Origin of the sequence: Mucilaginibacter ginsenosidivorax (assembly GCF_007971525.1) — a bacterium.
Taxonomy (GTDB): Bacteria; Bacteroidota; Bacteroidia; order Sphingobacteriales; family Sphingobacteriaceae; genus Mucilaginibacter; species Mucilaginibacter ginsenosidivorax.
Genome location: NZ_CP042437.1, coordinates 4,362,404 through 4,379,024, shown reverse-complemented (window position 1 = coordinate 4,379,024; position 16,621 = coordinate 4,362,404). Strand labels below are relative to the sequence as shown.

Below are 16,621 nucleotides of genomic sequence, written 5' to 3'. Positions count from 1 at the left end.
CCGGAAAAGCATCAAATATACAAACTAACTACCCACTTAATTAACTTAGCCAACCACTCACCTAATCAACTCAATCAACCACTCACCTAATCAACTTTTCTCCACACTCCTTTTCTTTAATTCCTTACTGATCTTATTAAGTGCAGTCTTTTTCTTAGCTTCTTTGGCTTTTTTAATTTTTGCGGCCTCGGCTTTCAATAAAGCGGTTTCTGTATTGTTTCGCTCATAATACCTGCAGAACCAGGTGAGCGGGCAAATATCGCATTTGGGACTGCGGGCTACGCAAATGTACCGGCCATGCAATATCAGCCAGTGGTGGGCCACGGCTATATGCTCTTTAGGAATGTGTTGTATCAATTGCTTTTCTACAGCCAAGGGTGTAGTGGCGTTATTGGTTAAACCTATGCGGTTGGCTACTCTAAAAACGTGTGTATCTACCGCCATTGCCGGTTCTTCAAACACTACAGATGCAATAACATTAGCGGTTTTACGGCCAACGCCCGGCATTTTTTGCAGGTTATCAATGCCCGATGGCACCTCGCTGTTAAATACATCTACCAGTATTTTGGCCATGCCCACCAAGTGCTTTGCCTTATTATTAGGATAGCTTACACTGCGGATATAAGTAAAAACCTCGTCGGGGGTTGATGCCGCCAATGCTTCAGGCGTAGGGAAACGTTCAAACAGCGCCGGCGTTACCTGGTTAATGCGTTTATCGGTGCATTGCGCCGACAGGATTACCGCCACCAATAACTGGAACGGGTTATCATAATGCAGTTCGGTAACAGGATTGGGCTGATTTTTAGAAAAGTATTCAACAAAGTGTTTGTAGCGATCGGCTTTCAGCATAGTTCATTTGTTCACTGGTTCATTAGTTCATTGGTAGCTACACGCTTTATTAGTATGATTGCTAATCAATATACTGCAATTATGCTCAATAAATTGCAATTGGCAAAACCACTAAAAATATCAACTATAAAATTTATTGAACTATTCACCAATGAACTAATGAACAAGCGCAGCGACAATGAACCAATGAACTAATAAAAATAGAAAGGTTCATAAATCATTTATCGGATTTTTGGCAGGATCGATTCACATCGGGTACCGTAATCAACAATTTATGATCTATGAACCAGTGAGGGGGTGCAATGCTTAACGCAGGCTCTTCGAATAGTCCAATATCTGGTGTATGGTTTGCACTTTGGGCTTCTTAGCCAAAAGGTCCAAATCGGCGCGAATTGAATTGTAAAAAATCAACTCGTCGGCGTCCAGGTTTAAATGTACATTATCGTTCATTTCAGCTTGGTTAGCATTAGCATTCAACGTTCTTGTAAAGGTTTCATCCATAAGCTTTATTACTGTAATTTTTATACGATTTATAACGGTGGCTTAAAGATAATATTTTGTTAGATGAAAATTAAATGAAATATTTTTTATTAATTAATTTTTCCTGATTATTTAATTAACTGGAAATGTGATTAATAAAGTTACCTACACAAAAAATCCGGTTAATTGATAATTAATCAACAACCGGATTCAATATTAAAATAACTTATTACTTAATGCTTATGACTAATTTTTAAGGCTAAGTTCCCTGCCCTGCATCATTTTGCGCAGGTTATTAAGTGCATAGCGCATACGGCCAAGAGCGGTATTGATGCTTACGTCGGTAATATCGGCAATCTCTTTAAAGCTCATATCGCCAAAGTGACGCATAATCAGCACCTCTTTTTGTTCAGATGGCAAAAGCTGTATCAGGCCTTTAAGGTCTTTATAAGTTTGCTCTCTAACCATCTTGTCTTCAGTGCTTTCATCATAGTTGCCCAACACCTCAAAAATATCAAAGTCGTCGCCATTGCTTACCATTGGCGCACGTTTTTCACGGCGAAAATGGTCGATAACCAAATTATGTGCAATACGGGTAACCCAGGGCAAAAACTTACCTTCTTCGTTGTACTTCCCGGCTTTAAGGGTATTTATTACTTTTATAAAAGTATCCTGAAAAATATCCTCGGCAAGGTATTCATCTTTTACAAGCAAGTAAACAGAGGTGTATATTTTTGATTGGTAACGCCTGATCAATTCTACAAGCCCCGCTTCATCACCGGCAATGTATAGATGGATTAGATCCTGATCACTCTTCAATTGAAAATCCATAGAAAGTACTACTTTAAACTTAATTTTTAGTTAAACTCTTGAAAAGTAAAGTATTTCCTATAGCGTTCTTGTTAGGGTAAAAAAATTGTTACGTCAAATAAAACAAATTCCCGGATAAAAAACAAATAAAATTTTTCCAACCAGTCATTTTTTAAATATTCGTCGGGTTAATTAGCGATAAAACAATTTATTATTTGGCAGCAATAATATTAGACTAAATTATATTACCAAAGGTTTAATGGGTACCAAAATAAATTTTAAAAATTGAATTGATAAAAAAATATGGTACTGTTAAATTGTATTAAGTCCGTTACAAATATTTTGTACTGTAAATTTATTAAAAGGCATCAACTTATTGCCCGGCAAGATGTTAAAAAATGTTAAATATTAACTGTGATTGGCGTTAACAAAGACTAATGCCGTGGATAAGGAATAAAGATAAGACGCATAACAAGAGTTTATATCAAGCCATCGTCCTTTAAATTTTTTAAAAGCACGTTGATATCAGATGTATCATATTCGCTTTTAAGATAAATCTCTGCCAAAATAACGGTTTCACCATCTACTATTGCGTATGTTATCACCCTGACTCCACCTGACTTTCCTTTGCCGGTTCCGGTAATAGCCATCCTGATCTTGTAAAAGTTCTGTCCCAGGTTTGTCCCGATAGTGGGATTTATTTCTAAATCAGCAATGAGTTTATTGATATCTGATTTTATGCCAGGATGTTTTTTAGAAATTCTCTTAGCTTCTTTACCAAATGCAGAAGCAATAACAACTCTATAGCTCATTTAAAAATTCTCTTGCATCCTGAAGTTCGATTTTACCTTCTTTATAAAGATTTATTTCTTTTACAGATCGTTTTAGCCGGTTATACATCACCTGTTCCGACTTTGATAACGGGCGTTTAGTGTTGTCTTTCGCAACATTATAATCCAGGCCAAAAGCGTCCAATACAGCTTTGATGGCTTTCTCGGTTTTTTTATCCTCAATATTTACAGTTAGCGTAGTCATTATATTAGCTTATATTGTAAAATTACAAAATGATGCCAGCTTTCAAAAGCATTATTACACCAATATGCAGGTATCGGTTAAATCAAAAGCTTAAAAGTTTAACTCCTGCGCGTGTTTACACTAAAGTAATTTGGCTCATTGCCAATCCCCAAAAATTCTTCCTAAACAATTAAAAGTCAACAAACTGTAAACTCGGATATTTAATTACAATAATCATCTAAACAAAGTGAAAGCGATTTGGATTATGCTAAATATTTTAGGATTTTTGCACTCGCAAAAAGTTCATAGTTGATAGATCATGGTTCATGGTATAAATTTTGCCATCAACCTATTTAGCTTCCTTACAGCTATGATCCATGAACTATGAACCATGAACTAATTCAACGCATGAGCAAAGAAGCAGAAAAAGATCCATCAAAACATATTATTATAAAAGGGGCGCGTGTACACAACCTTAAAAATATGGATGTGGCCATCCCCAAAAACAAGCTGGTTGTTGTAACAGGCATGTCGGGCTCGGGTAAATCGTCGCTTGCTTTTGATACGTTATATGCCGAAGGGCAACGCCGCTATGTAGAGAGCCTTTCATCGTACGCCCGCCAGTTCCTGGGCCGCATGAACAAGCCGGATGTTGATTATATAAAAGGTATAGCCCCGGCAATAGCCATTGAGCAAAAAGTAATCACATCAAACCCGCGTTCAACTGTGGGCACCTCAACAGAAATTTATGATTACCTTAAACTGCTTTTCTCGCGCATTGGTAAAACCATTTCACCCATATCCGGCCTGCCGGTAAAAAAAGATTCGGTTACCGATGTGGTAAACTTTGTACTCAGCCTGCCCAATGAAAGCCAGGTAACCATACTGGCACCTTTATACCCGCACAATAACCGCAGCTTAAAAGAAGAGCTGGCGGTACTCATGCAAAAGGGTTTTGTACGGGTGGAGTACCAAGGCAAGCTATCAAAAATTGAAGCGCTTTTAGAGGATGCCAGCATTGTAGATGACGGTTCATGGCTGTTAGAAGAAATATCCGGCGAAGCCGTAACTGAAAAAACAAAGGCGAAAGGCAAAAAAACAAAGACGGTGAGCGATACTGAAAGTGCTACCGCCGCCATGCACTCTGCCGATACTTACAACGCGGTTCGTATTGTTGTCGACCGTATCAGCAAAAACGAAGAGGATGAAACGGTAAGCCGCCTGGGCGACTCTATCCAGACCGCCTTTTTTGAGGGCAAAGGCGATTGCTACGTGCGTTACCAGGAGGCCGACGCTGAGCAGGAAACCGAGCGCTTTTTTTGCGACCGTTTTGAGTTGGACGGTATTAAATTTGAAGAGCCTACCCCCAACTTTTTCAGCTTTAATAACCCTTACGGCGCCTGCAAAAAATGCGAGGGCTATGGTAAGGTAATTGGCATTGATGAAGATTTGGTTATCCCTGATAAAAGCAAATCGATATATGAAGGGGCCATTGCCCCATGGCGCGGCGAAAAGATGCGCGAGTGGAATGACAACCTGGTGAGGCATGCCCTGAAATTTGATTTCCCTATCCACCGCCAGTATAACCAGCTTACCGCTAAGGAACAAAAGTTATTATGGACAGGTAATAAATTTTTCCGCGGCCTTGATGAATTTTTCAAGGAGATGGAAGAGCAAACCTACAAAATCCAATACCGCGTTTTGCTATCGCGATACAGGGGCAAAACCACCTGCCCCGAGTGTAAGGGCAGCCGTTTGCGCCAGGATGCATCGTATGTAAAAATTAATGAACGCTCCATTACCGATGTGGTTTTGATGCCGCTTGATAAAGCGCTGGAGTTTTTCCAGGGCCTGGAACTTAACGAAACCGACGCCAAAATTGGTAAACGTTTGTTAATGGAAATAACCAATCGTTTGGTTTTCCTGAATGATGTTGGCTTGAGCTATTTAACGCTAAATCGTTTATCAAACACGCTATCGGGCGGCGAATCGCAACGGATTAACCTGGCTACTTCGTTAGGAAGCAGCCTGGTGGGCTCGGTATATGTATTGGATGAGCCGAGCATAGGCCTGCACCCGCGCGATACCCAACGCCTGATTGGCGTATTAAAATCCCTGCGCGATGTAGGCAACACCGTTTTGGTAGTTGAGCACGAGGAAGAGATTATGAAGGCAGCCGACCATATTATTGATATTGGCCCCGAGGCCGGTACCCATGGCGGCGAACTGATTTTCACCGGAACTTATGACCAGATTATAAAAGACGATAACAGCTTAACCGGCCGCTACCTAAGCGGTAAGGATGAGATAGCCATACCATCCACCCGCCGTAAATGGTACGATTTCATCGAGATAAAGGGCGGCCGCGAAAACAACCTGCAGCACGTAAATGCTAAATTTCCGTTGGGGGTACTTACCGTAGTTACCGGCGTATCCGGATCTGGCAAAACCAGTTTGGTAAAGCGCATACTGGCCCCTGCCCTGCAAAAAACACTGGGCAATTACTCGGGCGAGCAAACCGGATCATATGATAGTATTGAAGGTGATTATGCCAAGATAGAACAGGTAGAAATGGTTGATCAAAACCCTATCGGCCGTTCATCGCGCTCAAACCCGGTTACCTATGTAAAAGCCTGGGACGAGATCCGCAACCTTTACGCCGCACAACCGGCAGCTAAAGCAGCCGGCTTGAAACCATCGGCATTCTCATTTAACGTAGAGGGTGGCCGCTGCGATGTTTGCCAGGGCGAGGGTGAAGTAAAAATAGAGATGCAGTTTATGGCCGATATTTTCCTTACCTGCGAAACCTGCGGTGGCAATCGCTTTAAACAGCACATACTGGATATTACCTACAACGAAAAGAACGTAGCCGAAGTATTGCACATGACCATTGACGAAGCGTTGCAGTTTTTTGCCAAAGAGCCAAAGATCATATCCAAAATAAAGCCCCTGGTTGATGTTGGGTTAGGCTATGTACAGCTGGGCCAATCATCAAATACGCTATCGGGCGGCGAAGCACAGCGTATAAAGCTTGCATCGTTCCTTGTAAAAGGTAACAATACGCACAAAACGTTATTTATTTTTGATGAACCCACTACCGGGCTGCATTTTGCCGATATTAAAAAGCTGCTAAAATCATTTGATGCCCTGCTTGAACATGGTAATACCATTATTGTTATTGAACATAACATGGATGTCATTAAATGCGCCGACTGGGTGATTGACATTGGTCCCGAAGGCGGCGACCGTGGCGGTAAAGTGGTATTCGAAGGCATCCCTGAAAACCTCATCAAAGAAAAAAAATCGCATACCGGGCATTATTTAAAAGAACGGTTTGGGAAATAACCTATCTAAAATCAAGAAAGACTTCATAATTGGAGTCTTTTTTATTCCCTCTTAAATTTTATTTGCGGCAGCCGCAGTCCAATTATAAACCATGGTTGCAAAAAAATGCCCGCTTTAACGTCGGCGTCGTTAACCGGTTTATGTTCAATGGTGTATAAAGGAATAAACAACATCATTTTGTAACAACACCGTTATTACCATTAACGATATTTATGGTTAACCTTATCCGATTATTTTACGTTTAAATTAAAAAATACAACAAAAGGTCTATTCCTTATCATCATCATAAACATGGCGTTAAAAAATCTATCTAAATTATCTGCATTGGTATTATTGCTAATGGTAGGTTATTCATGCTCAAAAGGCAAAAACGATTCAGCGGATCCTTCGCTAATTACAAAACCCTCGCTTACGGCAAAAATAGACAGCACCGATTATAACCTGGATGCCGCGGCTATTACATCAACTTATTATAGTACGGATGGGGATGACGTAAAAGCACTGAAAGCTACAGGCCGGTTAAATACAACAGGAAATAAGATTGTATTTTTTATTAACGATTTTAAAGACGGCGCCATTGAGTTAAGCAAAAAAGCCGGAACGTCTTTCAACCCGGGTAATCCTCACTTAAAGATAAATGCGGTAGTAACCACCCCGCCGGTTCAAACCTATATCCAATACATTAAAGATGGCAATACTTATTATGCGGTATCGGGCACTATCACGGTTATTATAAAAAGCAATGGCACGGCAACCGTGAAATGGGATATTAAGTTTACCGATGCCAGGGGCCGTTCGTTTAATTCATCAGGCTCATTCGATCTTACTAATTTCCGGGCCAATGTTAAACCAAAAACTGATATAGTTGACCCAACACCTGTAAGTGATAAACCAACTATCGAAAGTATTAGTCCGCAAAAAGGGTTTGCTTTAGATACAGTTAGAATTACCGGTACAAATTTTAGTGCGGTAAAAACCAATAACGAGGTTAGCTTTAATGGCACTAAGGCAGTTGTAAGCTCGGCAAGCGCTACCCAACTGGTTGTTATCGCGCCCGCAGCGGCAGGCACGGGAAACATTACAGTAAGCATAAACAACGGCACTTCGGTAACCGGCCCTGTATTCACGTATTTATTACCGGCAACAATAACCGGAATTAGCCCGGCGAGCGGAAAAACAAACGATACCGTAGCTGTTAGCGGTACAAACTTCAGTACAGTATTGGCAGAAAACAAGGTATTTTTTCAAACAGGCGTTGGCATAGTATTAACCGCTACAAGTACAAAATTAACCGTGCGGGTACCTGCCGGCGGGTCAACAGGTGCAATAGCTGTAAATGTTAATAATGCCCGCACAAACATTACCGGCCCGGTGTTTACGTATACTAACAAACCCATTTTGCAAAGTATATCGCCCGCACAGGGCAACCCGGGCGATGTTATCACTTTTACCGGTACCAACTTTAGCACCACTCCAGCCACAAATATTGTTTTCTTTAATGGGGTGCGCGCAACGGTACTAACGGCTACTGCAACCAGGCTTACAGTGAAAGTTCCGGCCAGCGCTACTACCGGCAAGATAATTTTAAGTGCTGATGGGAATAGTGTCAATGAAGCATTGATTTTTACAGTGAACCCTCCAAAAACCTCGCTTGACTGGGCAGAGGTTTTCTCATCAATTAATTTGCAACAAAGCAACCAAATGGTAAGTACAGGGAGCAGCATCATGGTTACAGGAGGGCCACAGCAGGGCTATCTGTATTTTAGTGCAGACGGCAAATCATATACCGACGTTTATAATAATTTACCGTTTGGCCAGGGGCAAAAACCATCTATCAACATTATCAAAGCCGATAACAACAACTACTACGTTACCACAAGCCTTGGCATTGCAAAATCTACAAATGGCACTAACTGGGTAAAATTAGTTCCGGATGCTACATCGCCCAACAGGAGTTTTACGGGCATTACTGTTAACCAGGATAAAATCACTTTAATAGCGGGCAAAAAGGTTTATAAATCGCCTGATGGCGGCTCAACCTGGTCAAGCGCAGATATTTCCGGTCCGGGTACGCTCAATTACATCAGTAGTTTTTCAAATGAAAAGTACATGTTTGCTGTTGATACCAGTAAGAATTTTACTTCGAAAGAAGAGAAAATTTTTTACCAGTCGATAGATCAGGGCCGCACCTGGCGAGAAACCAGCGGCGTAACAGGTATCTACAATTATAACCTGGGCGAGCGCGATTTTTTAACAACATCGTCATACAATGTATTTTGTTCCTTTAGTTATAAAGGCTCGGGACAAAGCCTTGGCAGCACCCGCATATATCGTTCTGTAAACCAGGGCGCCACATGGGAAGACATAGGCAGCGAAGCATGCAGAGTAATAAAAACAGCCGGCGATATTGTAGCTTACGGCGCAGCTTACCTTAACCTATCCTTTAATAACGGTGATACATTTACAAAATACACTATACCAACGGGATATACTTTAGGAGGCATTGTAATTACTCCATCTTATTATTACATCAGCGCGTATACCACCACAGGTTCCAATAAGATATTCAGGGCTGCCCGATAGGTAATCCAAATCTCAAAAAACGGCTACGCTTTATAACAGCATAGCCGTTTTTTTATCTCCCGATATCCCCGGCAGCACTACTTAAAATCCTTAAAAAGATTTGCTACTTCGCTCCTAAATCGTTATATTTGACTAACATCCAACACCTTACCCAAATAAACTTTGCAGTTTTTTCTACCCGGGCGGGCGTCGGCTCAATCATCAACATACCTAAACTTACACTATTATGCCAGGAAGTAAAGCATTTTACGACACCATTCGCCCATTGTTTGGCGGACATTTCTCTCAAAGCCAGATTGATGGCATCGAAACTATCTTAACCGTTATTGCAGCAGCTGGCATAACCGATAACCGCAAAACAGCTTATATGCTGGCTACGGTGTTTCATGAATGCGCTCAAAAAATGCAGCCAATAGCCGAATTTGGCAAGGGCGCCGGCCATGATTATGGCAAAAAATTAAAAATGGGGGCTGGTCCTGGTCACCGGGTACCCTATACCACGCCCGATAAATTATATTATGGCAGGGGCTACGTACAACTAACCTGGTATGAAAATTATGAGAGCATGGGCCATTTATTGCATGTCGACCTGCTCGGAAATCCCGAACTTGCCTTAGATCCAACTATAGCCGCAAACATCATGGTTAAAGGGATGGTTGGCGGGCTATTTACAGGCAAGAGCCTTGGCAAATATTTTACACCAGACTTAACCGACTGGATAAACGCCCGCAAAATAATTAATGGCCTTGACCAGGCCACAACCATTGCGGGATATGCTCAAACGTTTTATAAAGGATTAACCGCGCCGGTTTAAAATAAGCAAAGGAGTTTAGGTGGCGAAAGAGCCCAGGGAAATTCCTGCGTCCTCAATTTCGTCATACCGGCTGTTTATCAAGCTTGTTACAGCGTTAAATAATTGTTGGTTATCCTCCCAAAAGGCAGTTTTGATTTTTAGCACAACTGCTAATAAGTCGCCGGGGTAGTAATCACCCTCGGCAAAAAGGTCTTCGGTAAGTTTTTCGATAGCCAGCGGTACAAGATATGGCAAACTAAACTCCTGCCCTATCATCAAACGCAGATTCTCTGTGTTAAATTCATTTAGCGGGACTTTTAATAGTTCCAGGCAACGTCTTACAAGTCGCGTTGGTGCTGTTGCCGGATCTTCAAGGGCTATCTTCTCCAGGTTTTGTAGTGACTTGTAGCGCCAATTATTTTCCAGCTTCATAAAATATAATCAACATGCCTAAGAAGCTCTATTAAATAAAAACGTCATTGCTTTATACACACCATCACGTATTAGGCTATATATACATCCGGTTGAACGCCGGCCACGACTCACCCGGCCGACGCTACGCTGGGCCACCCTCTCTTCACCTCCGGTGGAAAGAGGGCTCCGCATAGTAGTGTATTATTAATCAATTACTTACAAAATATAAATTTCCTAAACCCTCTATGCGGCGTAAGCCGGAGAGAGGGTCGGCCAGCGCAGCGTAGCCGGGGTGAGTCGTCTCCGCCATGCTATACTCCGCTGCGTGTCGCATGGGTTTAACGCTCAATAATCGTCTTTCTTTTATTTTCAAACAGCTTCTAAGTCCATTAACTTAATCAACCACTTAACTAATCAACTATTTGCCACCCGTTTTAACGTACATGTAAATAATACCGCCTATAACGGTAATGGCCAATACAATAAGCCCTGTAACGCCTTTCTTTTTATCCTGGCGCATTAGCCATACTAAAAATGCAACCAGCGGCAGCACAAAAACCGCCCAGAATATTAATGATGGAATACTCATAATTATTGATTTATTGAATTAGTGAATTACTGATTAGAATTGCAAAGTAGTTATTAGACATTCCCTTCAATTCAATAATTCAGTAATTCAAAATTAAAATATCATTCTTGCCATAGGTGCAATTTCCTGCCCTGCAAATTCACCTTTTAAATATTTATAGTAACCGGCAATTGCAATCATGGCAGCGTTATCTGTACAATATTGCATAGCCGGAATAAAGCTTTCCCAGCCGTTTTTTTCGCAAAGGGCCTGCAGGCCCAATCTTAAACCTGTATTGGCCGATACGCCGCCGGCCAATGCCAATTGTTTAATACCGTACTCTTTTGCCGCCCTTTCAAATTTATTGAGCAATATGGTTGCTATCCGTTTTTCAACCGATGCGCAAATATCGGCCATGTTTTCGCTGATAAAATCGGGGTTCCTGGCCACGTTATCGCGAATAAAATACAATATCGATGTTTTGAGTCCGCTAAAACTAAAATCAAAGCCCGGGATCTGTGGCTCGGGGAACTTGTAAGCATCCGGATTACCCTGCCGAGCGTATTTATCTATAAGCGGGCCACCCGGATAAGGTAAGCCTAATATCTTACTGGTTTTATCCATAGCTTCGCCTGCGGCATCATCCAGTGTTTGGCCAATAATTTCCATTTCAAAATAATCTTTTACCAAAACTATTTGCGTGTGCCCGCCCGATACGGTAAGGCATAAAAATGGAAACACGGGCTTATGATCGCCAATAAAGTGGGCCAGGATATGGGCCTGCATGTGATTAATTTCGACCAATGGCGCGTTTTGGGCAAGCGCAAATGCCTTGGCGAACGATACACCAACTAATAATGAGCCTAAAAGGCCCGGCCCGCGGGTAAAAGCTACCGCATCAATATCATTTTTGTTTACTTTTGCGTTCAATAGTGCTTGTTGAACGGCAGGAACAATATTTTGCTGATGTACCCTTGAGGCAAGCTCGGGGACAACGCCGCCATATGCCTCATGAATGCTTTGGTTAGCAATAACATTGCTCAGGATAACCCCATCAACGCAAACAGAGGCAGATGTGTCATCGCAAGAAGATTCAATTCCTAATATTACAGGCACAGTTTTAAATTATTGATTTATTGAATTAGTGAATTATTGATTTAGTAAATGTTTTTCAAACTATCATTTGGTTAAATTGTAAATGAAAGAAAATTCAATAAATCAATAATTCAATAACTCATTAATTAAAAAGGCAAAGTTATTAAAAAAGCACTCAAAATAGTATTCGGGCTGGTGTTGTTGATATTATTGACACTTAGCATACTTTTATTGGCTTTTCAATATAAACCTGTACAAACATGGGCTGCTAAAAAAGCGACCAAATATTTGTCGGATGAATTGCGTACTACAGTAAGTATAAAAAGCCTTTACATAAGGCCTTTTAGCACCGTAGTTATTGAAGGCTTATATGTACTGGATAAAAAGAAGGATACGCTGCTGAATACCCCTAAGCTGGCAGTAGATATTAATGGATTCTCTATTTTTAACAGCATCAAACAACGGCTTATCACTTTTTCGGCCATCGAGCTTGATAACGGCTCGTTTTACCTTAAAAAACAAAAGGACAGTACCACCAACCTCGATTTTATTATCAACTATTTTAACTCGGGCGATACTGCAAAAACCACCAGCAAACCCTGGACACTTAATTTTGATAAGATCACTATTAACAACTTCCACTTCCGGTACAAAAACCAGCTGATTGATACCGCAATGGCCCAGGTTAATTTTGACGATATTGATGTAAAACATTTTAGCACGGTAGTTTTAAACATGGATATCAAAAACCACCTGTTTAAAGGCAACGTGCAAAAGCTAACACTTGTAGAAAAAAGCGGGTTTTACGTTAAAAATTTAACCTCAAACATCACCATAGATACTAACCAGATCCTGGCTCAAAACCTTCATTTAAAAACCGGGCATTCTGATTTGAAAGATTATTTCAGGATGAAATTCAAATCGTTTAGCGATTTTGATGAATTTAACACGAAGGTTTACATGGATGGCGATTTTAAATCGTCGCGGGTATCATCGGCAGATATCGCCTACTTTACCAGCGGGCTCGAAAAAGTAAGCTTCGATCTTGGTTTGGATGGCCGGGCCCATGGGCCGGTTAGCAATCTAAAATCAAAAGGAGTTACCATAACCGGCGGCCAGGCTACCTTTATAAAAGGCGATTTTAATTTAAGGGGCCTGCCCGATTGGAATAACACCTTCCTGGAGTTAAGGTTTGACCAGATAGCATCCAACAAAAAAGATATCGATTATCTTATCAGTCATTTTTCGGGCCAGCCTAACCTAAAAGTTCCCGATATTATTAACAAATTTGGTAATATCAATTTCACAGGCAGGTTTAGCGGCTTGCAGAACGATTTTGTGGCATACGGTATTTTTAAAACCAAACTTGGCCGCTTCGATTCGGACATTAATTTAAAGATTGACAAAAAAGGGAACCCCAGTTACAGCGGTAAACTGGATGCTTTTAACTTTGACCTGGGCACCCTGCTTGATGAAAACAGCCTGGGCCGCACCACGTTTACATCAAACATAAAAGGCAGCGGCGACGACCTGAAAACCCTGAGCGAAAAGGGCGATGCTAAAATCAAATACATCGATTTTAATAATTACACTTATAATAACCTTACCATCAATGGCTCGTTTATAAAAAAACTTGCTGATGGGCATATTACTATCAATGACAAAAACATAAAGCTGGACCTGAAGGGCAAGGTAAATCTAAACGGCCAGCTGCCTGCTTATGATTTAGCTGCCACTATTAAGGATGCCAAATTAAACGCCTTAAAACTGATAAAAGATACTATCACCCTTAGTACGCAGCTAAAAACCACGTTCAAGGGCGATGACCTCAAAAACTTACAGGGCAATATTTTGCTATCGCCCATAAAAATTGTAGACCCACGCAATAACTACCAGGCCGACTCACTTTACCTATCGGCCAATGGCAGCGGTAATGCAAGGGAGATAGCCCTTAAATCTGATTTTGCGGATGCCAATATTAAAGGCAGTTTTGACCTTGCTACCCTGCCATCGTATTTTAAAACCATTGTTAAAAAGTATATCCCCTCGTTACAAACTACTATTGTACCACCCAAGCCGGAAGAGTTTGATTTTAACCTGACCATCAAAAAACTCGATCCGCTTACATCAATATTTTTACCCGAATTAAAAATCCCCGACCAGGGGAATTTTACCGGGCATTTTGATTCCAATAACAAAACAGCTACGCTATCGGGCTACATCAAAACGTTTAAATTCGGCAAAACAGTTTTTCATGATTTTATTATTGATGAAAGCACATCCGACAATTTGCTGGGGCTTAACGTTTCGCTAAAAAAAGTTGACCTAACCGACAGCCTTTTTATAAAGGACATTAACATAACCAACTTTCTTAAAAACGATAGTTTAAATTTTAACGTTAAGCTATCCGATAAAAATGCGGTGAACCAGCTGGATTTATACGGCCTGGTTGAATTTGGTAAAGATACTACCGCCAAATTAAAACTATTACCCTCGGATGTGATCCTGGAGCACGAAAAATGGAAAATACAAGACCAGGTACGTATCCGCCTGCTTAATGGCAAAACCCAGGTAACCGGCTTTGAGTTATCAAACGGAACCCAGAAGGTACGGATAAACGGTTTTATATCTGATAACCCTACTGATGTATTAAAACTCTCGTTTGAGCAATTTAATATGCGTACGCTTAACCAGCTTACCAAAACATCGGGCATATTTTTAAAGGGCTACCTTAATGGTGATGTAAACATGACCGCCATTACCGCAGATCCCGGGGTTGACGCAAAACTGTCTATCGATTCGCTTACCATGAATAAAACGCTTATCGGCAATGTAAAACTGGTATCAGCGCTGGATAACGACCGCAAGCAGGCCGATATGAAATTAAACATCGTGAACCGCGGCCTGGAAACCATGAACCTATCGGGTATATACGCCTTTGGAAAAGATACAGAAAACAACCTTGACTTTGATGTAAAAATGAACCAAACCGAGGCTATCATTTTTGAACCCTTTATTAAAGACCTGGTATCAGATATTAAAGGCAATATATCTACCAACCTGAAGCTGACGGGGCCATTATCAAAACCGCAACTGAATGGTGATGTAACCCTGGTAAACACAGGTGTAACCGTTAATTATTTAAAAACGGCTTATACCGTCAATACCAAAGTAAACGTAACCAATAGCATTATTAAGGTAGACAACATGGTGCTAAAAGATAAAAAAGGCGGCACAGGCACGGCCAATGGAACGGTAGATTTGAATAACCCATCTAATCCGGATATTGAGGTTGACCTGGTTGCAAAAAACCTTCTGGCACTGAATACCACTTTTAAGGACAACCATGTTTATTACGGTACTGCTTATGGCACCGGAAACTTTAGCTTTAAAGGGCCGGTTGATAACATGAAAATTGATATAACCGCGCGTACCGAGGCAGGCACAATTTTCAATATCCCGCTTAATACCTCATCAACAGCAAGCGAATACGATTTTATAAAATTTGTAAGCCATAGCGATACCGCAAAGGTTGTAGCCAAAGAGCGTGCATTCAACGGCGTAACCCTTAATTTTGATTTAACCGCCGATGAAAAAACCGTAGTAAGAATAGCCACCGATTATGGATTGCTGGAAGGCAGCGGGGTAGCCAATAACCTAAAGCTGAACATTAACAGCCTGGGCGATTTTGAAATGTATGGCGACTTTTTAATAACCACGGGCAAATTTGAATTTACCGCCAAAAACTTTATCAGTAAAAACTTTACCGTAAGCCAGGGCGGTACCATCAGGTGGACAGGCAACCCGGCAAATGCCGAGATAAACCTGAAAGCGCTATACGAGGTACGTACAGATCGTTCGCCGTTGTATACTGCCGCGGGCCTGCAATCGCCGCAGGGTAATAAGCAGGTATTGGTACAGGCCGAACTGATCCTGACCAAATCGTTGTTATTACCTGTCATCGACTTCGACTTTAACTTCCCTACCGATCCATCGGTAAAGGATGATGTGGCCACTTACCTATCCGATAATAACAACCGAAGCCAGCAGGCGTTAAGCATTATTGTACGCAGGCAGTTTTCGTCGGGCAGTAACAACAGTTTAACCAACCAGGTAATAAGCACCGCCGGCGATGCCGTTACCGAATTTGCTTTTAACAAATTAAACAACCTGATAGCACAATCAAACATTAAAAACTTTGATTTAAACATCCGCTCGTTTAATGAGGCCAGCGCCTCGCTGCGCTTTTTTAATGACAGGCTATCGTTCAACGGAAGTTTGTTTACCAATACCGCCTCAAACGATTTATTTAACAACAATAACACTACCCTTTTCAATCAAAGCTTTAATTCCATTAACAAAGATTTTGAAGCCCTGTACCGCATCCGGAAAGATGGTAACTTAACAGCCCGGTACTCGTACCGGATTTTAAACAGCACCACGCTAAACAATTTAAATAACCAGTTGCTGCCACAGTATGTAAACGGGTTGGGCCTGGTTTATCAACGGGATTTTGACACCTTCCGCGAGTTTATCCGCAACCTTTTCAGAAGCGGCAAGCGCGCCCAGGCCCCGGTAACACCATTACCGGTAACAAACCCCAATCCTATTGTTACCAAACCGGATGACGATGATCAATAGATGTGCAGATAAATACACCCATGGCCACA

12 protein-coding genes are annotated in these 16,621 nt (G+C 41.4%); 4 read left to right on the top strand and 8 right to left on the bottom strand.

Going from position 1 to position 16,621, the window contains the following annotated elements; translation table 11 throughout:
- Nucleotides 1-90: 90 nt before the first annotated feature.
- The 5 genes from nth to FSB76_RS18280 all read right to left on the bottom strand — a co-directional run bounded on the left by nth (nt 91) and on the right by FSB76_RS18280 (nt 3,174).
- A complete protein-coding gene (gene nth / locus FSB76_RS18295; protein ID WP_147055815.1) occupies nt 91-849 on the bottom strand; it encodes an endonuclease III in 759 nt (252 codons plus the stop codon).
- Between the two features lie 306 nt (nt 850-1,155).
- Entirely contained in the window at nt 1,156-1,299 is a 144-nt protein-coding gene (locus FSB76_RS32200; RefSeq protein ID WP_158642931.1) for a hypothetical protein, read from the bottom strand.
- A gap of 276 nt (nt 1,300-1,575) precedes the next feature.
- Nucleotides 1,576-2,160 (bottom strand): RNA polymerase sigma factor, encoded by a 585-nt coding sequence (locus FSB76_RS18290; protein ID WP_147055814.1) that lies wholly within the window; start codon nt 2,158-2,160, stop codon nt 1,576-1,578.
- 458 nt (nt 2,161-2,618) lie between these two features.
- On the bottom strand, nt 2,619-2,951 hold the full coding sequence (locus FSB76_RS18285) for a hypothetical protein (RefSeq protein ID WP_147055812.1): 333 nt from the start codon (nt 2,949-2,951) through the stop codon (nt 2,619-2,621).
- Nucleotides 2,941-3,174, bottom strand: coding sequence for a hypothetical protein (locus FSB76_RS18280; RefSeq protein ID WP_147055810.1), 234 nt, complete (start codon nt 3,172-3,174; stop codon nt 2,941-2,943). The genes FSB76_RS18285 and FSB76_RS18280 overlap by 11 nt, the downstream gene beginning before the upstream one ends.
- Before the next feature lie 387 nt (nt 3,175-3,561).
- Between FSB76_RS18280 and uvrA the strand changes: the two genes are divergently transcribed.
- From uvrA to FSB76_RS18260, 3 genes are all read left to right on the top strand, one after another.
- The gene (uvrA, locus tag FSB76_RS18270) at nt 3,562-6,498 is read left to right on the top strand and encodes an excinuclease ABC subunit UvrA (protein WP_225976542.1); all 2,937 of its coding nucleotides are present in this window, start codon (nt 3,562-3,564) and stop codon (nt 6,496-6,498) included.
- A 291-nt stretch (nt 6,499-6,789) separates the two neighbouring features.
- Nucleotides 6,790-9,081 carry an IPT/TIG domain-containing protein gene (locus tag FSB76_RS18265; RefSeq protein ID WP_147055808.1) on the top strand — a complete coding sequence of 764 codons (2,292 nt, stop codon included), beginning with the start codon at nt 6,790-6,792 and terminating at the stop codon, nt 9,079-9,081.
- A 226-nt stretch (nt 9,082-9,307) separates the two neighbouring features.
- Nucleotides 9,308-9,895 (top strand): glycoside hydrolase family 19 protein, encoded by a 588-nt coding sequence (locus tag FSB76_RS18260; protein ID WP_147055806.1) that lies wholly within the window; start codon nt 9,308-9,310, stop codon nt 9,893-9,895.
- 15 nt (nt 9,896-9,910) lie between these two features.
- Here the strand turns inward: FSB76_RS18260 and FSB76_RS18255 are convergent, their stop codons facing one another.
- The 3 genes from FSB76_RS18255 to tsaD form a co-directional block, all read right to left on the bottom strand.
- Nucleotides 9,911-10,306, bottom strand: coding sequence for a contact-dependent growth inhibition system immunity protein (locus FSB76_RS18255; protein ID WP_147055804.1), 396 nt, complete (start codon nt 10,304-10,306; stop codon nt 9,911-9,913).
- Between the two features lie 400 nt (nt 10,307-10,706).
- Nucleotides 10,707-10,877, bottom strand: coding sequence for a hypothetical protein (locus FSB76_RS32195; RefSeq protein ID WP_158642930.1), 171 nt, complete (start codon nt 10,875-10,877; stop codon nt 10,707-10,709).
- 93 nt (nt 10,878-10,970) lie between these two features.
- Nucleotides 10,971-11,972, bottom strand: a complete 1,002-nt coding sequence (tsaD, locus tag FSB76_RS18250; protein WP_147055802.1) for a tRNA (adenosine(37)-N6)-threonylcarbamoyltransferase complex transferase subunit TsaD — start codon at nt 11,970-11,972, stop codon at nt 10,971-10,973.
- Nucleotides 11,973-12,182: 210 nt separating this feature from the next.
- Between tsaD and FSB76_RS18245 the strand changes: the two genes are divergently transcribed.
- Nucleotides 12,183-16,592, top strand: a complete 4,410-nt coding sequence (locus FSB76_RS18245) for a translocation/assembly module TamB domain-containing protein (protein WP_147055799.1) — start codon at nt 12,183-12,185, stop codon at nt 16,590-16,592.
- The last annotated feature ends 29 nt before the right edge of the window (nt 16,593-16,621 follow it).